We start from the raw sequence: 21,580 nt of genomic DNA, 5'->3' as shown, positions 1-21,580 counted from the left end.
CAGCACATGCTGTGTACACGCCATACTAGCTAGTCGTACCGTGTTTGATCAAGCTAAAAATACTGGGCAAATTGCTTCAATGGTTCGGGTTTAATATTGCCTTCAACCATGCCATTATGCATTGCCAAACGCTTATAATGTGCCCAACCATCCGCTACGTGTAAGACCATTGGTGCAGCCAACTGCCCCAAATCTCGTGCCAGCTCATAATGAAAGTTACGCTTCAGCAAATGATCAAGTTCAGCCGCACTGGGTTGTTGCTCTGCATCACCTTCACTGAGCAAAGCATAATAAGGCTTATACTGCTCTCCTCCAGCAATTCCCAACAAACTTAAAGTTCGATAACCCTCTGTTTGCAATTGCTGTAAAAGCTGTTGTGCTGTGACATGATCAATTTTCTCACCCACCATATCGACTGTGAGTTTACGACCTAAAAATTTAAAACAAGGTACATCTTTTATAAATCCAGTCACTTGCAATTCATCATCGATGATATAGCGCAATAGACCAGCGGCAGTGGTCACCACAGGACTAACAATTTGATCTTGTTGCAATTGCCATGCTGGCAAAACCTGACCATCTGTTGTTAAAAACTCATAAAAATGAGCATGGTACATCAAGGGAAAATATTGCTGATAGGGAATGGTGACCACTGCCTCTGTCGCCCATAGCCCCTTCGCCTGAAAAGAAACATGAGGCAAACGTTGCTGCAACTGTATTGCCCAAGATGAAGCACTGGCGGTATCCCAGCTAGATAATAAACAAAGCTTAGGCCACAGCTGTTGCCAGGCCTGACTCGTTTTTAAATCCAAACGAGCAAACTGTTTTGCCCGTTGTGGTCGATGCGGTGCTTTTAACTTGGCAAAGTTCTGGTTTGGCCACTGCCCCGAACGCAAGACCCCGACAATCTCATGTTGTTTCTGGCTGATTAAATCTAATAACTGCAAGGCAAAAGTTGGACTCCACACAGAAATCAGTGCCAGTTTTGGGTCCGCGACCAGATACACGGCTGTTGCAAACATGGCAGCCTCAGCGGTTTTGGCATACGCAATATCGGTTGGCACTGACTGGGTTAAACCACTCAATAGCCGTTTAGAGAAGTTCAATAAAGCATGATCATTATTGAGATTTTCCCGCTCTCCATGCTGCCGCAGACTCTCAGGAAGCCAAGACACTGACCAATAATGGGTGCCTTGTTTTAAAGCCGGATATTGCTGATATAAATCATAAATCCACAATGCAATCGCTTGATCCAGTTCTTTTAAAAAACCAGCCGTATAAGGGATATACTTAAGCTGCTCACTAGAACCACTGGTCGGCTGAAAACGCTGAATAACTTCTTTGCCTAAAGCATTGCGCCCACTCAGGCGTGATTGTTCAATGACTTCACGCCATGCAGCATAGCGGGTTAAGGGATAGTGTTGTTGAAACTGCTGATAGTTCAGATCAGTTTTACCCAAAAGCTTTAAAATTTCAGAAAGCTTTTGCTGTTGAATAAACTGCAAATTGTCTGCATTGGCGACAAAGCGCTTAGCCGTATACTTGCTCGCAAAAGCCAAAATACCATGTGCAGCAGTTAAGATCATTCCCATCAAGCCACCTGCTGTAAAGGGGCAAGCGTTGTAGACACATGTGGTTTCAGTTCAATAAAGTCATCTTGCGCATCTGCCCGCCCTTTACTAATGGGTTTGAGCAAATGACCTTTGATTGCCGCAAACATATCTCGCCAAGTTACCTCTCCAATGCAAGGTAATTCAGTCCCTTGTACCCAAGTTGGATTGCACTGTTCAAAAAAATCTATCTTGAGATGCTGCTGACGTAATGATGCATGAATCGGTGCAACCTGTTGTTTAAGTGCTTGATAGTCATCACCAAAATTTAGTAGACCAGTACGACTATCATAATAAGACTTAAAATAGGTCTCACAATAAGACTGCACATAATCTTTTAAATATGAATGATGATGATCGAGGTTGGGATAATAACGCTGATAATTATTAGCGAGCAATAGATAGGTTTTAAAGCCTTTCGAGATCAGCAACCAATAAACAGATTGCGTGGGGTATTTCAGTTTATAACGAAAAATATAACGCATCATGGCGCGCTGTAGGGCACGCGTCCCCCAATATTCTTTTTCAATAATCGTATCACCACTAAAAAAACCGTGTTGTGCTTTTTCACCTACTAAAAAGTCGCGCTCAGTAATGGTAGAAAAACCAACCACCCGTTGATGAATGGGCGCAAATATTAAAAATACACCAGTCTTTTGCAAAAAATCAGATTCAAATAATTCAAAACTGGTATTTTCATAATATTTTTTATAAATGTTATACATCTGTTTAAGTTGTAGTACGGTGATTTGTTTGACGTCTTTATATTCACTATAAGGCTGTTTACTGGCTTTGCGCCATAATTTAAATTCTAACATTGCAAAATTCCTTTTTATTGTATTGATATCTACCACACTAAACATCACACATCGCTGTATGTTTATTTTTATTCATTTTAAATAATTTTTATTTATTTTAAATAAGAATGAAGTAGATCAAATAATCATGCGGTCACATTCACTTTCAGCAAAGCAATTTCAGCGCGCCCAAATAGCGTATTCAGTCATACAAAAACTGTCAAGCAAGATGAGATAATCGGTAGTAATCTCTATCTGGACTTACTATATTGCCCAAGAATATGGAAAAAGATTATTGAATTCACATTAAAAAATTATTGTAGGTTTGACTTTTTATATACTGCACTTAATCCAGCTGCCACAATGAAGATAATCCCCATCATCGCAGACCACGTCATTGATTCACTAAAAAAGACATAGCCGAGTATCACCGCAAAAATAATTTGATTATAAGACAATACCGCCACGGTCATGACATTGCCATGCCCATAAGCACGGGTCAATGCAAACTGCCCCATTGTTCCCAATAAGCCTATTGCTACAATCCCCAGTAGTGTCTCTGAATCTACAGCGCTGAATCCAGTCATTAACGTAACAGCGACCAAACTAAATACCGTTCCAACCAAGGAAAAATTAAAAATAATTAAAAATTCTGACTCTCCAGCACGCACTAACTTTCCAACATTAAAATAAGCCAATGCGGTAAATAAACCCGATAATAAACCAATGCAAGTTGCCCACATATTCGGATTGGAGAACTTTGGATTTAATAAAATCAAACACCCTAAAAACCCCAAAACAACAGCAAGAATTTGAAACTTCCCAATCAAAGCCCGTTGTGTCAAACATGCAATCAGCGTCTGAAAAATTGGATGCGTATAGGATAAAGTCATAGCTGTTGCTAAAGGCAAATGAATTAGGGCATAGAAACCACAATACATTGCAAGCACGCCCAAAAGTGAACGTAAAAAGTGCAAACTAAAACGTTGGGTTTTAAATGACAGCCCTTTAACGCGAATCACCGTACTGATCAGGATTAAATTGATGAGAGAACGATAAAAAAGGATTTCTAAAATGCCGATCTTTAAAGCAGTATATTTGATTACAGCACTCATTAATGCAAAGAAAACACAAGCAGCAATAATCCACAAACTCGCCATGTCTACCCCGAATATCTATGCAGAACACCTTATAAAGACGCTCACTCAGTCTATCGTAAAAAATCACTAAAGCAGATGTTTAATATACACTTAAAATCGCGTCTGAGTAGTTTATACCATGCAATATGCAACAAAGCCGTTAGAACATCGCAAATGCAGACGGTCAGGATTAAATACGTGCGACATCAATATAACTGATTTTTTGTCGGTCAAAATATTGTGTAGGGTCTGCCTGAAAACTATGTAAGCTATGAATTGCATGAATAATTTCAGCTGTAGCTTGCTCCATCACATAACGGCGCGGATCATTTTCTGCCAAGCTTAAACTCAGGATTTGATGATTTTGTGCTTTGGCACTTTGCATCGCATGATGCAACATAAACTCAAAAACATCCGCGCGATGTGGTGAACAAAATGGTCCCTGCATCAATAAGTACTCAAAACACTGCCGGACTTTAGGTAATGTCATCTTACCGCATAGCGTTGCATAAAGATTATACAGCGGTTTCACCAGTTTCAGTGGATAGTGATAATCAAGCACTCTAATTCTTTTAATATGCTTTTGATCCCATAATCCATATAACCCTACAATCTGGTTAGATTCATCAACAACTATATAAAAATCGTTATAGCTCAGACCCTGCCAAAATTTTTGATCTGTGTGAATATTTTTAAAATCGTAAATAGTGAGGAAATTATAATACTGCTGTAAATCGGCTAAAAATTCGAGCACAGCATCGATATGACCTTCTTCTAGAGGCACGACATTTAGATAATGTGGTAAATCAATCGCCTTAAAATGACTGATATTATAAGTATAGATATTGTCCCAAATATAAGGTGAAAAATAATGCTCCCGAGTGACATGGAATACTTTACGTGCCAACACATTATCCGCCAAAATAATGCTTTGATAAAAATTATGCTGCGGAAAAGTTGCCGCCAAATAATCCATAATTAAACGAACATTTCTCTTCCCTCTCAGTTCTTTACGAAAACGTAAGTCACAGATATAACATAAAGCATAATGCTGCGGTGCCGTACCACACTGTTTCCATGCCAATAAAAACATTCCTAAAATTTGATCAGGGCGAGTTTCCTTGACGATGACCAAGCATTGCCGAGTATGTCCCAAAATAGTAGATGCAGATAAATAACTATTGACCCGCTCAAAAGATAAACTCATACGATTGCTCGGCATGACTTCTTTGATCACCTCTAATAATTGTGCATCATCGCCTATCTCAGCACTACGCAATACCAAATCAGGCACAGCGGGTGAGCGAAAATAAATATTCTGCTGCAAGTTCATCATAATTTCCTTTTTATCATTGTAGTTAGACACTATTTTATCGTTTCTTATAGGACGGATCGCCTGAATCATTGACAGATGAAAGACCACCCGAATACACAGTCTAGGCAGCAAAGTCATATACTGTCAATTATCACAGCAGCGAGTTGAAAAGCTTACTTTATAGAATCAAAAAATCGGTCCGTAGACCGATTTTTTTGCACTTTCGTTTAATCTTGCGATCACTTAACTGACACGTACTTTTTCAAAGTCTAAACGACCATCATGACTGGTGACCAAAATCGTATCACCAGCTTGATAATCGCCAGCGAGAATTTTCTGTGCCAATGGATTTTCGATCTGTTGTTGGATCGCACGTTTCAATGGGCGTGCGCCATACACAGGATCAAAACCAGCTTCAATCAAGAAATCAAATGCAGCATCATCTACCTTAAGGCGTAAATCACGCTCTTGTAAACGATCACGTAAACGATCCAATTGAATATCGGCAATACCGCGAATTTGCGATTTTTTCAACGCATGGAAAATCACTAACTCATCGATACGGTTAATAAATTCTGGACGGAAATGGTTGCTCACTGCATTCATCACGACGTTACGAATTTCATCATTCGATGCATTTTCACCCAACTCGCGGACATCATGTGAACCTAAGTTCGATGTCATCACAATCACCGTATTTTTAAAGTCGACTACCCGACCTTGTGAATCTGTCAGACGACCATCATCCAAAACTTGTAGCAAGATATTGAAGACATCGGGATGTGCTTTCTCCACTTCATCAAACAATACCACGCTATAAGGCTTACGACGCACAGCCTCCGTCAATACACCGCCTTCCTCATAACCGACATAGCCTGGAGGCGCACCAACCAAACGGCTGACGGAGTGTTTTTCCATAAACTCACTCATATCGATCCGAATCATGGCATCATCACTGTCAAACATAAAGTTTGCCAAGGCTTTGGTTAATTCTGTTTTCCCCACCCCCGTTGGTCCAAGCAACAAGAAAGAACCACTTGGACGATTTGGGTCAGATAAGCCTGCACGTGAACGACGAATTGCATTGGATACAGCAACCACAGCTTCATCTTGCCCAACGACACGATTATGTAAGAACTCTTCCATTTGCAACAGTTTCTCACGTTCACCTTGCAACATTTTGCTTACTGGAATGCCGGTTGCCGCACTGACTACTTCAGCAATCTCATTTTCGGTTACTTTGGTACGAATCAATTTCGGCTCTTCGCTTTCCTCTGCAACTTCTTCTTGTTCAAGCTGTTTTTGCAACTCTGGAATTACGCCATATTGAATACGACTTGCCTCAGCCCAGTCTCCTTCACGTTGTGCTTTTTCCAAGGCGATACGCGCCTGATCCAGAGCAACTTGTGCTTTATTGGTGCCTTCAATTAAGGTTTTTTCAGCACGCCAGACTTCTTCGAGGTCATTGTACTCTTGTTGCACTTCAGCAATTTGTTTTTCCAGATGTGTTACTTCTGCTTTACTAACCGAGTCCTCATCTTTCTTCACGGCTTCTAGCTGCATTTTTAACTGTATCAGGCGGCGATCTAAACGGTCTAATGATTCTGGTTTAGAGTCGATCTCCATTTTGATACGTGAAGCAGCTTCATCAATCAAATCAATAGCTTTGTCGGGTAATTGCCGATCAGTAATATAGCGATGTGACATTTTTGCTGCAGCGATAATGGCAGAGTCTAAAATTTGCACACCATGATGCGTTGCATATTTTTCTTTTAAACCCCGTAAAATGGCAATCGTGTCTTCCACAGTTGGCTCATCAACCAAAACTTTTTGGAAACGACGTTCTAATGCAGCATCTTTTTCAATGAACTGACGATATTCATCAAGCGTTGTCGCACCCACACAACGCAACTCACCACGCGCCAGCGCTGGTTTTAACATATTTCCAGCATCCATTGCGCCATCGCCTTTACCAGCGCCCACCAAAGTATGTAATTCATCAATAAATAGAATCACTTGGCCATCTTGTTTAGAAAGATCTTTTAAGACTGCTTTTAAGCGTTCCTCAAATTCACCACGATATTTAGCCCCAGCTAATAAAGAACCTAAATCTAGGGACAAAACACGTTTGCCTTTAAGACTCTCAGGGACTTCACCATTAACTATACGCTGTGCCAACCCTTCCACAATCGCCGTTTTACCAACACCAGGTTCCCCAATCAATACTGGATTATTTTTAGTCCGACGTGATAACACTTGAATCGTACGACGAATCTCTTCATCACGCCCAATCACAGGGTCTAATTTACCAGCAAGTGCGCGCTCAGTTAGATCAATGGTATATTTATCAAGTGAGTCACGTTGGTCTTCATGATTATTACTCATGACTTTTTCATCACCTCTAATTTTTTCAATCACGTTTTTGAGCTGCGCGACTTGAACACCGACAGCATGTAATAAAGTTTTGCTTTGACCGACTTCAGCCAAAGCCAATAATAACCAGTCTGTAGATAGAAATTCATCACCCGCTTTTTGTGCATAACTATCTGCTAGATTCAATGCCTTGACTGCATCTGGGTCTAAGTTGATATCTCCTGTCGGATTCGTCAACATTGCAGCATTGGCAAGTGCTTCAGCTATTTTTGTTTGCAACTCAGGTAATCGCGCACCCGCTTGTTGTAACAAACTGACATTGGCAGCCTCTTCCAGTAAAACAGCCAATAAATGAATTGTTGAAATTGCCGTATGGTCTTTACCCATCGCCAACGATTGAGCATCAGACAATGTTTGCTGTAGGCGGTTGGTAAATTTTTCAAAACGCATTGTAATTATTCCTCACCACTAATTTTTAACTTAATACATAGATGGGATTGATTTGAATTTTTTCAAATGTTTTTCTGAAAAAAACTAAATATTTTCAGCTAGATACATAATAATTAGCCCAAATAGACTATCGCATTAATATGGTGGTTATCACACAATTATTCAAGTTTTAAATTGCTAAAATATATATACAAAAGGTCAACTATCTCACTCTTTCCAGCAAAATAGCTAAAAATCCCCTAACAAATGAAAGGTTTAGTTTGGTCAATCCGATTTAATCAAAAGCATTGTACTTTATAATTTTTTTCTGAAATATTTCGGCGACTCAATAAAACCATATTTAGAATAAAAAGTATGCGCGAGTAATCGACTTTGATCACAATGTAAAATCATACGATCACATCGTTGTTCCTGAACATAGGCTTCAGCATGATGCAATAATTTTGTCCCTAAACCCAAGCGCTGTTGCCTTGGATCAATGGCTAAAAAATTAATCGATGCAAAGTCCCCTAGTACACCTAATTGTGGTATCAAGTACAAACTAATGAAACCACTGACTTGATCTTCCACGCAAACCACCCACTGTGCAGCCCGAGTATCTATCAATAGTTGTTGTAACTTCAACTCAATAGACTCAAGCTCTAATGGATAACCCAAAACTGATAATAAGCTTTGAATTGCCATAGCATCCTGCAGTTGCACTGGGCGTATAACGATTTTCTTCATTTATTTGATTTAGTTTTTTGATTTAGTTTTTTGATTTAGTTTTTTGATTTAGTTTTTTGATTTAGTTTTTTGATTTAATTTTATTAACTACAACTTAACAATGTTGCAAAATAAGCACCCTTTTGGCATGCTTATTTTGACTAAATATCAAGCATCAATCTCGATAATTTCAAAATCATGACTGATTTCTACACCGCCATCTGCCAACATTTTACTCGCAGAACAATATTTTTCAGCAGATAATTCAACCGCTTTTGCCACTTGTTTCTCTTTGATATTTCGCCCTTTTACAATAAAGTGCAAATGAATCTTGGTAAAAACAGCAGGAATGCTATCTGCACGTTGAGCATTAAGCTCACAACTTATGTCTATCACGTCTTGTCGTGATTTTTTAAGGATAGTCACAATATCAAAGGACGCACACCCACCAAGTCCCATTAATATCATTTCCATAGGACGTGGTCCACGGTTTTCACCACCGTATTCAGCAGAACCATCCATCACCACTTGATGCCCACTTTCAGATTTTGCCTGAAAAGCAACATTCTCTAACCAATGTACACTTGTTTGCATTGCAACTACCTAAAAAAATCTATAAATTTACAGGGTAGCTGTAACACTAGCATAAAAAGAGTTGATACGGAATTTCATCTCTATGCTTCCACGTGACGAGTTAATTTTAGGTCATCAGACCTGGTTTTTATCCAATTTGGAATTTATAAGCATGGCTTCAAATTTTTCCTATTTAAGCACCGACGCTTTGTCTCCAGGGCAACTGCCTGAATCAGTCAAAGCACTCCTCAAACGTGCAAATATCAATCGTTTCCCCAAACGAATGACCATCATCGATGCTGGGACTGAATCTAAGTCTCTTTATCTGATTTTAAAAGGTTCAGTTTCTATTATTTTACGAGAAGACGATGACCGTGAAATTGTAGTCGCTTATCTGAATCCTGGTGATTTTTTTGGCGAGATGGGTTTATTCGAACCGCACTCTCTGCGTACTGCCGAAGTCAGAACACGAGATACCTGTGAAATTGCTGAAATCAGTTATGAAAATTTTCATCAACTCAGCCAACAATATCCAGACCTCAGCTATGCTGTTTTTGCGCAACTTGTTCGTCGTTTGAAGAACACCACACGTAAAGTTACGGATTTAGCCTTTATCGATGTTTCTGGTCGTATTGCACGTTGTTTGATTGACCTTTCTGCACAACCAGAAGCAATGATCTTACCAAACGGTCGCCAAATTCGTATTACCCGTCAAGAAATTGGTCGTATTGTTGGATGTTCTCGTGAAATGGTTGGACGTGTCTTGAAGACCTTAGAAGAACAAGGCATGATCGAAACAGACGGTAAAGCCATCTTGATTTTTGATAGCTCACTTGAAGAAGCAGAGTCAGAATCAACAGCCAATGATGCTTAATCTGTCCTAGGTGATACCTAAATATCTGTGCAAATCCTTCAGATTTGCACAGAAAAAAATTATCAATTCAATTGATTAAATAAAAAACTGCGGTTGAATAAAACCCCAAGCTAGTCCGTACCGCATTTAAACTTTAAGTCTTAGATTGATCCGACCTTAGTTTGGTTAGATGCCATGAATGTCTTAACAATGAGATGAGAAGTGCAGTTATTCAGCACGCGTCAACTCAGTCATTGGCCAACGTGGTGTTGTCGTCACCGCCAAACCATCCTGCTGCCCGACTTTTAAGCGCTGATATCCGGCAAATGCAATCATTGCGCCATTGTCTGTACACAATGCTGGTTCAGCATAATGCACGGATGCTTTAATTTTTTTCAATGCCACCTCCAGCTGTTCCCTTAATACCAGATTGGCACTGACCCCACCCGCAATCACCAAAGTTTTTAAGCCCGTTTGTTTTAAAGCTTTCACTGATTTTTTTACCAATGTGTCAACCAAGGCTTCTTGAAAGGAAGCAGCAATGTCTGCATCACGGTTTTCGCCTGCTAACTTCTTAAGCTGAACAGATACCGCTGTTTTTAAACCGCTAAAAGAAAAATCTAAACCTTGATGTAAAATAGGTCTAGGAAAATCAAAAGCTTTTGCATCACCGTTTAAAGCCAATTTCGCGATATTCGGACCACCGGGATAAGCTAAATTCAGCATTTTTGCGACTTTATCGAAGGCTTCACCCGCAGCATCATCAATGGATTCACCCAGCATTTCATAATGACCAATAGCATATGCAGCCATTAATTGTGTATGACCGCCTGAAACCAATAAAGCAACAAAGGGGAACGCTGGCGGATGTGCAGACAATAGCGGTGCCAACATATGCCCTTCCATATGATGGACCCCTATGGCAGGAATATTTAAAGCATATGCCAAGCTACGTCCAAACAATGCGCCGGTCATTAACGCGCCCATCAGTCCAGGACCACGAGTATAGGCAATGGCATCTATTTCAGATTTTTTAACTTGACTCTGTGCCAAGAGCTGATTGATCAGTGGAATGAGTTTACGAACATGATCTCGTGATGCCAACTCCGGAACCACACCACCATATTCTGCATGTAATTTAATCTGACTATAAAGCACCTGACCGCGTAAACCTTGTTCACTGTCATAGAGTGCCAAGCCTGTTTCATCACAGGAAGTTTCTAAGCCGAGTACGATCATGAGCGCTTTTTTCCATTGCAAATTTAAGCCGAGGCTATTATAGACTTGTGATATGAGTTGTAAATGAGTAAAATACTGACCTTCACTTGTGATCTAAAGCAATTCTGCTTAGATCTTATCCATTCATAATGAGGATTCTTCATGCCACAAGTTAAATTGAAAGAAGGCGAACCAGTAGACGTAGCTATCCGTCGTTTTAAACGTTCTTGCGAGAAAGCAGGCGTATTAGCAGACGTTCGTAAACGTGAATTTTACGAAAAACCAACACAAGAACGTAAACGCAAAAAAGCTGCTGCCGTGAAACGCTACCAAAAGAAATTGGCGCGTGAATCAGTACGTACTACTCGCCTTTACTAATTAATTTGTGATTGACTGCTTGGGAAGAACAACATGTCCGATTTAAAAAACCAAATCACTGAAGCATTAAAAAGCGCTATGCGCGCCAAAGATATGTTAACAGTAACGGTCATTCGGAGTGTCCAAGCAGCAATTAAGCAAATCGAAATTGATAAGCGCACGACACTTGATCAAGATCAAGTTCTTTCGGTTATTGAAAAACAAGTTAAACAACGCAAAGAGTCGGTCAAAGCATTTAGTGCGGCTGGCCGCGATGAACTCGCTAGTAAAGAACAAGCCGAAATTGAAATCTTATCTCAATTTCTACCAGAAGCTATGACTGAGGAAGAGCTTGATTCTCTCATTGAGCAAACGATTACTGCTCAAAGTGCAACTAGCATGAAAGATATGGGTAAGGTGATGAATTCTCTGCGTCCGCTCATAGCCGGGCGCGCCGATCCTGCACAAGTATCTGCCAAAATTAAAGCCAAGCTTGGCTAGGTCTTCGCACTAGACTGTGGTGCTGCTGACAACGCTCTTGTCTTCCCCCTACCCAAAGCTATTCTGCATCATTCCACTACGCAGCAAAACGGCATATTCTATTTTGGTGTTTTTATCTTGGTGCTTATCTTAGTATTTGGTGCTTATCTTAGGATATAGCTTGATTGAGCCATGATTACTCGATTGCCCAAGCAATTTTTAAATTTTCAATTCACGCTCTGCTTGCATTTTTTCTAAGCGCTGATCGATCTTGGCCAACATCATTTGATTCCCTTTGGCTAAACGCTGTGCATGCAGCAAAGACTTAATCCCTGCAATCTCATCACCAGACCAATATTCTGCTTCTGCACGATAACGCAGGACATTAACAGTACGCATTGGATGATTACTATCTGCGTCGGCTGCTTGTTGCAACAATTGCCAAGCAACAACATCTCGCGCATTATTTTTTACCAAGCGATTTAATAAATTTGTTGCAGCTTGGGTTTGTTTTTGCCGCACTAAAACTTCTGCCAACTTTAAACTCAATGCGCGATTTTCTGGTGCAATCTTTTGCTGCGGATTAATACTGGCAAAAGCCTGATCTAGTTTATTCTGATCTAAATAAATATCGGTTTGAATTAAATTTAATAGACTATGATTGCTGTCGATTTGTTTGGCTAAATTTAAATTTGCTTGTGCATCCGCATAATCACCCTTTTTTAAATAATATTTAGCCAATGCCAAATAACTGGCATAATTTTTTTGCTTGGCTAAACTTAGCAATTGTTGTTCACTGGCCTGCTCTGTAATGACTGCGGTATACCATTTAATCACTTCAAAATTTTGCTGCTGGTTTGAAAATGCGATTGCTGGCAATTGATTGGCTCTTAAACGTGCTTCACTCATACGCTCAGAAGTCAAAGGGTGAGTTAACCAAAAATCAGGTAAAAAACTCACCATGCGAGTTGAACGATTCATGGTTTCAAAAAAGTCTGCCATCGCCTGTGGGTTATAGCCTGCACCATACATAAACTGCATACCAATGCGGTCAGCTTCACGTTCTTGGTCGCGACTATAGCTTAATTGACGATCCAATAATGCAGCCTGCGTTCCCATCATCACAGCTCCGCCGACATCGCCATTAGACTTCGAGGCCAATGCAATCCCAGCCAGAATCCCAGCCATCGCAAGTAAACCCTGACCTTTGAATTTTTCTTGCGAACGACTAAAATGACGCTGCGCAACGTGGGCAATTTCATGCCCCATCACACTGGCGACTTCGTCCATATTTTTGGCAGCGGTCACCATACCGCTATTAATCGCAAATAAACCACCCGGCACAGCAAAAGCATTAATTTGTGGATCTTTAATCACAATGAGCCCAACAGGTTTTCCCAACTGGGTTTGACTCAATAACCGTGTAAAAACAAACATGAACTGATCTTCTAACCACGGATCATTGAGGACTGGATAATGCAAACGGACTTCGCGATAAACTTTTTCACCAATTTGATGTTCTTTTTGTTTATCGATAATCCCCACACCACCGCCAATGGTCGGCACATCAAAATTAGGTGCTGTGTGAGTAAAAGTGGGCTCAGTGGCTTGTACAGTGCCATAAACACTTAAACTCAACATCAACAAGATTTTTTTCACGTTTCGCACCTTAAAAATTTTATTCAATATAGCCGTCATACACCGTGCAAATATCTATGCCATGTTATGTGATGTATTAAATATTTTACAATTCATTTACTGTACTATGAATGATAGTCTGGATTGACCAAATATGCAGGCTTTTGCCCATTTAAGGCGGTGACTAAGTTTTGATAGGCTAATTGTGCCATTTTTTGCCGTGTGGCTACTGTAGCAGAACCAATATGCGGTAAAGTCACGACATTATCTAAAGCGAATAATGGCGATTGTTGTAACGGTTCTTTTTGATAAACATCTAAGCCAGCAGCAAAAATTTGACCTTGCTGTAATGCGACATAGAGTGCTTGTTCGTCAATCACACTGCCACGCGCAATATTAATCAATACCGCATGTGCTTGCATCATTGCCAGTTGTTCAGCAGCAATCAACGCTTGAGAACTTGCGTTTAAATCGACTGCGATCACCACAAAGTCTGAACGCCGTAACAGCTCTTCCAGCGAACAATAGCTGGCATTAAATGCTTGAGCAACAGCCAAATTTTCACGGCGATTATGATAGAGTATGTCCATATTAAAGCCATAAAAAGCCCGCCGAGCTATCGCAGCACCAATATTTCCCAAACCAATAATGCCAAGTTTTTTACCAAAAATATCCTGACCAAATTGTGCGACTTGTACAGTGCGTTGCCACTGCCCAGCTTTGGTCCATGCATCGAGATGTGCAACCTGACGCGCAGCACTCATCAATAAAGTAAAAGCCAAATCCGCAGTGGTTTCTGTTAAAACATGTGGTGTATGTGCCAACCAAATTTTGCGTTGATTTAAATAAGCAACATCGTAATTATCATATCCCACACTGACAGAAGAAATAATCTTTAACCGTGTTGCAGACTGCAAATGCTGAGCATTGAGCTGACGACCTGCACCAATCATGCCATCAGCATCGCTCACTGCCTCTGCAAGTTGTTGATCAACCTGACCAAGCTTAGGGTTAATTTGCACCACCTCAAATTGTTCATGAAGCTGTGCCAGAATATCAGCATCTAAACGACTAAAGACTACTACTTTTTTACCCATCGCCATTTCTCCATCGCCTCCTTAAACAATATCGTCTCTTCAAAACATTTTCTCTTAAACAATAAAGATAATCTATTTCGAGACAATATGGAAAAGCATTGGCAATGATTTTAAAGCAATGCAATAACCCAATTAGATCAAGACAGCTCTATGGTCTTATTATTGTCCAGTTATTATTGTTTTAAAGCGTGCCGCGCTGATTCAGCATCTGTGATTTCCAGACCATAAAACCATCTTGACCCAATTGAACTATGCAACCGCAGTCTATAAGGCAAAGCCCATATCTTACGGCGTAGATCACACAGAAACCCTTCGGAAAAGATAAACTCCATATGATCGTTAGCACCGGTTATCAATACCCCAAAAACAGATAATTGATAACTTGCGATAACAAAGCGCTATTAAAAATACCGCCTATACTCACTATGTCGGATGAAAGTGAAAAAACACGCAAAAATAAATTTATTTTTTTGATTTATATTCAAAATAATGAAAAAAAGTCTAAAACAAAGGAGTTTTGATTAATACTTAACCAGCACGTCTTAAACACCCTCTACTTTCTCCAGATATCCCCAATAATATGGGGACAAAAAATCATCTACGCATTGCTTTTTAGTTCATGATAAACAATAATAATTCCTATTTATTTTCGAGTGCTTATCACCATGGCTGATCAGGCTAGAATTCTTGAAAGTAACACCGTCATTGCCAATCAAATGTATCTTCAGCATCACGATTGGTTGCAGCAATGGTTACAATCAAAAATTAGTTATCCGCTCAACGCTGCCGATATTGTACAAGATACCTTTGTCAAAATATTACAAACCAAACAACGTCTTTTGGGCATACAAGAACCGCGTGCCTATTTAGTCAATGCCGCTAAATATATTTTAATAGATCAGCAACGCCGTTATTATGTTGAAAAAAATTATTTAGAATCGCTTAAGCCTGTGGAAGACATTGATGAGCTCAGCAATAGTTCTGTTGAACAAGCCATTCAAATTTTAGATTTTTTAACAGTCGCATTATCCAGTATACAACCTGCATCACGGCAAGCCTTTATTATGTATTATCTAGAAGGGTATAATCAGGCTGAAATCGCGCAACATTGCAATAAATCTTTGCGCTGTATTCAAAACTATTTAGCCGATTGTTTAAGCTTATGCTATGAAGCTCGACAGCGCTTATACAATGAAAATAGTATGCTCGATTAACTTTTCATTCTTCTCTGGTATTAATCTTTTCGAGCATTAATCTTCTCAGGTATTCATTTGTGAAAAAAAATAGGCAATTGCCACCTGAAATCGCATTATGGATTATTCGTTTAGAATGTGATGATCCGGTAGAACAACGACAAGCCCAACAAGAATTTAATCACTGGCTTGACCAACATCCAGAATATCAAGAACTGGTTCAAGATGCTGTGCATTTTAATCAAAATATACAGGCGCTCCCCAAACAGCACCAAATATCTGGTGAAGTATTGGATGCCACACTGAATGCAGTAAATCAAAATAAACGACAGTTATTTAAGTCCTTTACACATACAACGCTAGCAATCGCAAGTCTAGCGCTATTGGGCAGCTTACTCTATCAAGCCCTACCACTTGATTATTATTTTTCAGATTATCGAACACAAAGCGCGGAAGGTAAAAATATTGTACTAGAAGATGGTACCAAAATATCGCTTAATGCAAATTCAGCAATTAATGTAGATTACTCCACCCAGCAACGTACAATAAAATTGGTACGGGGGGATATTTATGTCGATGTCGCAAAAGACCCCAATAGACCCCTGGTGGTTTATGGCAGTGAGGCTCAGTTTAAAGCACTGGGAACACGTTTTATTGTTCATCAATATTATCAACGTAATACGCTACGAATGCTGCATTCAAAAGTACGTGTCAGCAGCGCTAGCCCCTCATCACAATCACAAGTTATTCACGCTGGGCAAAGTATAGACATACGCCCTGAGGGCTTGGGGGCAGTAAAAAACACCCCAATTGATAGCAGCTTATTTTCATGGCAGCAACAACAGATTATCGCGGATAAGCTTCCTTTACCTGATGTGCTGGATCGTTTAAATGCTTATCACTCGGGCTATATAATATATAGCCGTAAAAAATTAGAGCATATTAAGGTGACTGGTATTATCAATACTCAGCAAGATTTAACCCTGACTTTACAGCTCTTAAAAACCCAATATCCTGAATTAGAATTCGATCAAGTCGCAGGGCTGTTCGTACATGCTTACAGCACTGCGACGCGCTAGATTAGATTGCTGGCACAATAGTGGTACTGATCATTATTGAGTATAGAATATGCATTATGTCCTTCATTACTGTATTTTACTGCCACCAAAGGCGGTATTCAGCTGACTGTTACCATGAAAAACTGCATGACCTGCAACCGCAGCAGCATTAGCCCCAAAGAAGTTCCCTCGCGCTTCGCCATTCACCGTACCATTGGCAATCGCAGAACCAGCAAAGCTACCGTTATTATAGATTGCAGCATTAATCTTAACCGTATTTGCAGTGCCTGCCGTAGAAACCACGCGTTTCAAAGTATCTGCATCCGACAGCGTTTTTAAGGTTCTATTATTAAAATCTGCAGTAAGGACCCCATGGAGTAAATTATTGGGCGCAGCTTCCGTACCACTCCCAACCCAACCACTCAGAATACCCGTGACTGTACCATTATATTGGTTTATGCCAATGACCTGATATTTAGCAGTACCTGAAGTTGGCAAACTGAGATTATCACTACTACCAATAAAAAAGGTGGTACGGGTATTATCACTTGCTGACGTAGCCGTAGGTTGATGCCACTCACCAAAGAATACGCTCTGTGCTCTATCATTTGGATCTAACTGGATCTGTTTATAAGTAAATTTTCCTAAAATACTATGATCAGGGACTGGCTTTGGGATATTCCATTTATTGAAATCTAATTGCACAATGCCAGATTGATCTAAGCCGCCTAAATTAACGACAGCCTTAACATAATTTGATTCAACCGTATCACGTAAGTTATTTAAATCAATAAGCGTATTATTGACCTCTCTGGCTGTATTGGTTTCATTAATCACTGCGATGCCAGGTACACCCGGTTGGTCATTCGGATGCTTAATAATATTCCCCACCGCACCCACTTTAATTCTACTCGAATTACTGGTTGCCCCAACAGTATTGGCTGCTTGAGCATGAATTGCAGCAGAAGTTACCACAGTCGCCAATAATAATTTTATCAATTGCATATGATCTCCCCTCGAGATACAGTTTTCATGAATAATAATCATTAACTTTCTTATAGCTCAGCATAAGTTTTATAGAACTTATCGCCATTTAAAAACTAGAATTTATAATCGAATGCCACTTTAAATGTACGTCCTGGTGAAGGAATTGCAGTACGGGTTAAAGCATCGGGATAATACTCATTCAACAAATTGGTGCCGATCAAAGATATTTTAAATGCTGCTGTCAGCCAATAATCAGCATAAGCATCTACTGTCCAATATGATTTCCAACCATAACTATCTAAACCTTGGTTTGGAAATACCCATCCCTCTGTACTTTGTTTTTTAAGATTTGACATCGAATGATAAGAAAGCCGCGTCCCCAATATCAGTCTGTCATCTAATATACGTGCCCCTAAATTTGTACTCATCGCATGTTTAGGCGGAATTGCACCACGTAAATAGCCCCCAGGAAAACCACCCATAAAACAAGTCGGCGCATCTAAATAAATAGGTGATAATTGTGCAGCATAATCTTTATCACACATTTCACTTTTGATCAGATAACTATAACCTAGATCACCAAAGATTAATCCTTGGTCAAAACCTACTTGTAATTCTAAGCCTTGCGTTTTTAACTGATCATATTGCGCAAAGCTGCCAGTACTGTAATTTCTATCAATTATATCATTGATTTTATTGTAATAATAATTAATTTTTAAATCAGCATTACGCCAGTTTCTCAGCCATTGTTTTAGGTCATGCACATAGCCAAATTCAATATTTTGAGCATGTTCTGGCACAAAGCCTTGTGTACGAATATTTTCCGCAAAACCCACAGTGCTTTCATATAAAGATGGGAAACGTGTTGCCTCTACATAACGCGCATAAACACGTGAAAATTCATGGAATGTGTAGCTAAGTGATAAGGATGGATCAAATTGTTGGTCGCGACGCTTTCCAACAGGAGCATATTGCTCTTCTTCTGTCATTGGACGATAATGCGTTGCAGCAATATCGTTTAAACCACCACCCAACAGCGCAATAATTTTTTCGCCATCCTTTAATGCAATAGTGCCTGGTGCATTATGGGCATGTAATACACCATTTTCATCCGCCTCCCAATATATATATTTATACTTCCAATAACCGCTATCACTGTTATAACTCTGACCATCATAGCCCTGTGACTTTATATAGCCTTCATGATCATAATATTCATCCCATTGTTGTGATGCATCACTCCAGACACGGTGATAAAACGGTGTTGTTTTCATTTCTTCTTCCGCCATTTTGATATCATACGGCGTTAGTTGTTCATAGGTTTTGGCGGCGAGGATTTTTGGACGTGACCATTGTCGTGTTTTTAGTTTTTCATCTAATTGGGTATCTAAACTCCAATATCTGCCCCAACGACCACCAATATTAATGGTGAACTGATTATTCACATGCCAATCTAAATTAAACCAGGTGCTATATTCTTGTCGTTCACCACTTTTAGGACCAAACACAAAAGGCATGCTTTTACAAAAGTTAATTTGCTCAATATCTGAACAGATTAATGGCGCTTCATCTATATTACGGGCATTCAGCTTTTCCTTTTGCAAACTTCCGCCAACCTGAAGCTCCAATTGTGAATGTAGGGTAAAACTATTGCTAAAATCTATACCCCAGCGATCATTGGCAGATATTTGTAAGGCTGGATTGACCAGTTTAAAGCGTTCATCGTTATAATCTGCATGACCAATTAACGCATTGGCAGACTGGATAATATCTGGACTCACTTGGCAATTGCGATCAATCCCATTTTCGCCAAGGCAGCCCGCTTTTTGCAGAACATGGGCAGCCCAAAACGAGCTTAGAAATTTGGGGGAAATCGGCGGAGCACCCGTACTATTATTGCGGCTATCGGTATTATTATACCAAGCCCCTACTTTTAAATTAATCCATCTAAAATCATCTGCATTCCACTCATAATCTATACGCCCCGCATGCTGTTTTACCTTCGCTAAGGGCCATTGGGCGGCATGCCGTGCTTCACTCTCAAGCAGCTGATCAACAACATAACCATACACAGCTCGCGAGTTCATAATCTCGCCATAAGCAATATCACTATGACGCCAACTTAATTTTAATTTTTGATGATTGCCGAAGTACCAATTATTTTTAAATAATGCAGAGCGATTATGACTGGAGCTATTGGTGACTTCATAACCTGGCGGTGCAATATCGGCAGTATTTAAAATAATGTCTGCATGATGTGCATGATCAAACCGAGTTTGATAGACATTTCCTCCGCGCTTTCCTGAAAAATAATTTCCTTGCTCACGCTGACTATAAGCCAACATAATATCGGTTAAATCATTTTTAGCGGCAATAGCAAGACGAAAAGCATGATCTTGAAAAAATTTATTTTTACCCTGACGCGCTAGAGCTTGGTACAGCTGAGGGTTTAAATCGCCCAATACTGCCGACCAATTTTCTGGTGTACGATAATCTTCACCATAGTTTAAGTCGGCCATGCGTGCTTTGGTCGAATTATTATTCGTTTCATAGCGCAGATTTATTCCCCAATCTTTTCCTGCGGCAATCACATCATCACCATTTAGAGTATTGAGCATTACCGCACCTCCGATTGCCGGAGGTATGGCATAGTTCAATTCAGTTGCACCTTTATAAACCGTCGTTTCACTGAGTAAATTGGGATCAATATAAGTACGATTATGCACACCCGCATAACCTCGGTAAACTGACACTTCTTGCTGCGTACCATCAACAATCACAGGGACCCGACCCTGACCTTGTAAACCACGTACATTGGGAGAAATTGCCCCACTATTACGTGCATCACTGCTATAAACCCCGGGAATACCACTTAAAATATCGGCAGGATGACTGCCTTTGAAATGCTCAAGCTCATCTTTATTTTTATAAATATTGACTATATCTTTTTGAAACTGATCATCTTTCCCCTGCGCATAACGATCTTTATCGGCATTCAACTCAATGGTCGATAAGACCACATCCACCTCAGCCGCATCGCTCCTAGCAACCGCGGTGCTTAAATTTGTCGAAGATAGCGATTCGCTCATTGTTGCACCAGCAACGGCTCGCTTTGGTAGATCCTGAGCTACGGAGGATTGCTGCAACAAATAGCCAGCAGCTGTACTTTGAATGTGAAAAGGTGTTTTTTCTAATAGTTTTTCAAAAGCTTGTTCTGGCGTGTAATGACCGATTAACGATGCCACTGCATAGAGATCGGTATGCTGTGCATCAAATAACAAGCTGACATTGCTTTGTAATGCCACTTCATTGAGTGCATTGGTCAAGGTATTTGCTGGTATTTGATAATAAATACTCGGTTGATTGGCCTTACACGCTTGCGATGCTCCCCCCATCCATAAAACAATACACAGAGTTAAGGGTTTCAATGCGACCTGCGCTGCGATGAAACAAGTTTTCATCGGACTGGTCCATTGACAAGGTTCAGTTCAAGGTTAAAGTCTATCTCAAGGCGAATTAGCAGCATCCACTTCACAATACTATCTCAATAGATCTGCGCCATAATGCAGCACCCAAATCACAAAAATCATATTTATTCAAAAACTTAACACCACACTAACCACATAAATCACACGCTACAGCACTGACATATCACCAATTACGTTGCATTAAGGTCGTTGTATTCGGGTATCAAGTTGGGCTAAGTATAATTTTAGATATTATTTAATCAATTGAAT

At 40.0% G+C, this 21,580-nt stretch carries 17 protein-coding genes; 5 read left to right on the top strand and 12 right to left on the bottom strand.

Annotated elements, in window-relative coordinates:
• Positions 1–53: 53 nt before the first annotated feature.
• The 7 genes from BFG52_RS06660 to BFG52_RS06630 all read right to left on the bottom strand — a co-directional run bounded on the left by BFG52_RS06660 (position 54) and on the right by BFG52_RS06630 (position 8,983).
• Positions 54–1,592 (bottom strand): GH3 family domain-containing protein, encoded by a 1,539-nt coding sequence (locus BFG52_RS06660; protein WP_067553814.1) that lies wholly within the window; start codon positions 1,590–1,592, stop codon positions 54–56.
• Positions 1,592–2,428, bottom strand: a complete 837-nt coding sequence (locus BFG52_RS06655) for a hypothetical protein (protein WP_067553813.1) — start codon at positions 2,426–2,428, stop codon at positions 1,592–1,594. Before BFG52_RS06655 ends, BFG52_RS06660 begins: the two co-directional genes overlap by 1 nt.
• 293 nt (positions 2,429–2,721) lie before the next feature.
• Entirely contained in the window at positions 2,722–3,567 is an 846-nt protein-coding gene (locus tag BFG52_RS06650; RefSeq protein ID WP_067553811.1) for a DMT family transporter, read from the bottom strand.
• 169 nt (positions 3,568–3,736) lie between these two features.
• Positions 3,737–4,882, bottom strand: coding sequence for a hypothetical protein (locus BFG52_RS06645; protein ID WP_067553809.1), 1,146 nt, complete (start codon positions 4,880–4,882; stop codon positions 3,737–3,739).
• A 222-nt stretch (positions 4,883–5,104) separates the two neighbouring features.
• On the bottom strand, positions 5,105–7,684 hold the full coding sequence (gene clpB / locus BFG52_RS06640; protein WP_067553807.1) for an ATP-dependent chaperone ClpB: 2,580 nt from the start codon (positions 7,682–7,684) through the stop codon (positions 5,105–5,107).
• Between the two features lie 294 nt (positions 7,685–7,978).
• The gene (locus BFG52_RS06635; protein ID WP_081408640.1) at positions 7,979–8,410 is read right to left on the bottom strand and encodes a GNAT family N-acetyltransferase; all 432 of its coding nucleotides are present in this window, start codon (positions 8,408–8,410) and stop codon (positions 7,979–7,981) included.
• A 147-nt stretch (positions 8,411–8,557) separates the two neighbouring features.
• Positions 8,558–8,983: an OsmC family protein gene (locus BFG52_RS06630; RefSeq protein WP_067553806.1), complete on the bottom strand. Its 426-nt coding sequence runs from the start codon at positions 8,981–8,983 to the stop codon at positions 8,558–8,560.
• A gap of 151 nt (positions 8,984–9,134) precedes the next feature.
• Between BFG52_RS06630 and crp the strand changes: the two genes are divergently transcribed.
• A complete protein-coding gene (crp, locus tag BFG52_RS06625) occupies positions 9,135–9,836 on the top strand; it encodes a cAMP-activated global transcriptional regulator CRP (protein WP_067559248.1) in 702 nt (233 codons plus the stop codon).
• Positions 9,837–10,043: 207 nt separating this feature from the next.
• On the opposite strand, the gene tsaD is transcribed toward crp, so the two are convergent.
• Positions 10,044–11,054 (bottom strand): tRNA (adenosine(37)-N6)-threonylcarbamoyltransferase complex transferase subunit TsaD, encoded by a 1,011-nt coding sequence (gene tsaD, locus BFG52_RS06620; protein ID WP_067553804.1) that lies wholly within the window; start codon positions 11,052–11,054, stop codon positions 10,044–10,046.
• A 141-nt stretch (positions 11,055–11,195) separates the two neighbouring features.
• Between tsaD and rpsU the strand changes: the two genes are divergently transcribed.
• Positions 11,196–11,411 (top strand): 30S ribosomal protein S21, encoded by a 216-nt coding sequence (gene rpsU / locus BFG52_RS06615; protein WP_001136722.1) that lies wholly within the window; start codon positions 11,196–11,198, stop codon positions 11,409–11,411.
• A gap of 33 nt (positions 11,412–11,444) precedes the next feature.
• Entirely contained in the window at positions 11,445–11,891 is a 447-nt protein-coding gene (locus tag BFG52_RS06610) for a GatB/YqeY domain-containing protein (protein WP_067553802.1), read from the top strand.
• Positions 11,892–12,089: 198 nt separating this feature from the next.
• On the opposite strand, the gene BFG52_RS06605 is transcribed toward BFG52_RS06610, so the two are convergent.
• Together BFG52_RS06605 and BFG52_RS06600 are read right to left on the bottom strand one after the other, a co-directional pair.
• Positions 12,090–13,568 (bottom strand): M48 family metalloprotease, encoded by a 1,479-nt coding sequence (locus BFG52_RS06605; RefSeq protein WP_456049103.1) that lies wholly within the window; start codon positions 13,566–13,568, stop codon positions 12,090–12,092.
• A gap of 65 nt (positions 13,569–13,633) precedes the next feature.
• A complete protein-coding gene (locus tag BFG52_RS06600) occupies positions 13,634–14,605 on the bottom strand; it encodes a 2-hydroxyacid dehydrogenase (protein WP_067559245.1) in 972 nt (323 codons plus the stop codon).
• A gap of 665 nt (positions 14,606–15,270) precedes the next feature.
• On the opposite strand from BFG52_RS06600, the gene BFG52_RS06595 reads away from it, so the two are divergent.
• On the top strand, positions 15,271–15,819 hold the full coding sequence (locus BFG52_RS06595; RefSeq protein WP_067553798.1) for a sigma-70 family RNA polymerase sigma factor: 549 nt from the start codon (positions 15,271–15,273) through the stop codon (positions 15,817–15,819).
• 59 nt (positions 15,820–15,878) lie between these two features.
• Positions 15,879–16,877 carry a FecR family protein gene (locus tag BFG52_RS06590; protein ID WP_067553796.1) on the top strand — a complete coding sequence of 333 codons (999 nt, stop codon included), beginning with the start codon at positions 15,879–15,881 and terminating at the stop codon, positions 16,875–16,877.
• A gap of 66 nt (positions 16,878–16,943) precedes the next feature.
• On the opposite strand, the gene BFG52_RS06585 is transcribed toward BFG52_RS06590, so the two are convergent.
• Together BFG52_RS06585 and BFG52_RS06580 are read right to left on the bottom strand one after the other, a co-directional pair.
• The gene (locus BFG52_RS06585; protein ID WP_067553794.1) at positions 16,944–17,861 is read right to left on the bottom strand and encodes a transferrin-binding protein-like solute binding protein; all 918 of its coding nucleotides are present in this window, start codon (positions 17,859–17,861) and stop codon (positions 16,944–16,946) included.
• Positions 17,862–17,956: 95 nt separating this feature from the next.
• The gene (locus tag BFG52_RS06580) at positions 17,957–21,304 is read right to left on the bottom strand and encodes a TonB-dependent receptor domain-containing protein (protein ID WP_067553792.1); all 3,348 of its coding nucleotides are present in this window, start codon (positions 21,302–21,304) and stop codon (positions 17,957–17,959) included.
• Between the last annotated feature and the right edge of the window lie 276 nt (positions 21,305–21,580).

It is taken from the genome of Acinetobacter larvae, from assembly GCF_001704115.1.
Classification (GTDB): Bacteria; Pseudomonadota; Gammaproteobacteria; order Pseudomonadales; family Moraxellaceae; genus Acinetobacter; species Acinetobacter larvae.
This window is presented reverse-complemented; position numbering and strand designations above follow the sequence as displayed.

Excerpts from the sequence above, each read along its gene's own strand:
- BFG52_RS06660 (WP_067553814.1), bottom strand. The coding sequence starts at position 1,592 with ATGGGAATGATCTTAACTGCTGCACATGGTATTTTGGCTTTTGCGAGC.
- BFG52_RS06655 (WP_067553813.1), bottom strand. The coding sequence starts at position 2,428 with ATGTTAGAATTTAAATTATGGCGCAAAGCCAGTAAACAGCCTTATAGT.
- BFG52_RS06650 (WP_067553811.1), bottom strand. The coding sequence starts at position 3,567 with ATGGCGAGTTTGTGGATTATTGCTGCTTGTGTTTTCTTTGCATTAATG.
- BFG52_RS06645 (WP_067553809.1), bottom strand. The coding sequence starts at position 4,882 with ATGATGAACTTGCAGCAGAATATTTATTTTCGCTCACCCGCTGTGCCT.
- clpB (WP_067553807.1), bottom strand. The coding sequence starts at position 7,684 with ATGCGTTTTGAAAAATTTACCAACCGCCTACAGCAAACATTGTCTGAT.
- BFG52_RS06635 (WP_081408640.1), bottom strand. The coding sequence starts at position 8,410 with ATGAAGAAAATCGTTATACGCCCAGTGCAACTGCAGGATGCTATGGCA.
- BFG52_RS06630 (WP_067553806.1), bottom strand. The coding sequence starts at position 8,983 with ATGCAAACAAGTGTACATTGGTTAGAGAATGTTGCTTTTCAGGCAAAA.
- crp (WP_067559248.1), top strand. The coding sequence starts at position 9,135 with ATGGCTTCAAATTTTTCCTATTTAAGCACCGACGCTTTGTCTCCAGGG.
- tsaD (WP_067553804.1), bottom strand. The coding sequence starts at position 11,054 with ATGATCGTACTCGGCTTAGAAACTTCCTGTGATGAAACAGGCTTGGCA.
- rpsU (WP_001136722.1), top strand. The coding sequence starts at position 11,196 with ATGCCACAAGTTAAATTGAAAGAAGGCGAACCAGTAGACGTAGCTATC.
- BFG52_RS06610 (WP_067553802.1), top strand. The coding sequence starts at position 11,445 with ATGTCCGATTTAAAAAACCAAATCACTGAAGCATTAAAAAGCGCTATG.
- BFG52_RS06605 (WP_456049103.1), bottom strand. The coding sequence starts at position 13,568 with ATGACGGCTATATTGAATAAAATTTTTAAGGTGCGAAACGTGAAAAAA.
- BFG52_RS06600 (WP_067559245.1), bottom strand. The coding sequence starts at position 14,605 with ATGGGTAAAAAAGTAGTAGTCTTTAGTCGTTTAGATGCTGATATTCTG.
- BFG52_RS06595 (WP_067553798.1), top strand. The coding sequence starts at position 15,271 with ATGGCTGATCAGGCTAGAATTCTTGAAAGTAACACCGTCATTGCCAAT.
- BFG52_RS06585 (WP_067553794.1), bottom strand. The coding sequence starts at position 17,861 with ATGCAATTGATAAAATTATTATTGGCGACTGTGGTAACTTCTGCTGCA.
- BFG52_RS06580 (WP_067553792.1), bottom strand. The coding sequence starts at position 21,304 with ATGAAAACTTGTTTCATCGCAGCGCAGGTCGCATTGAAACCCTTAACT.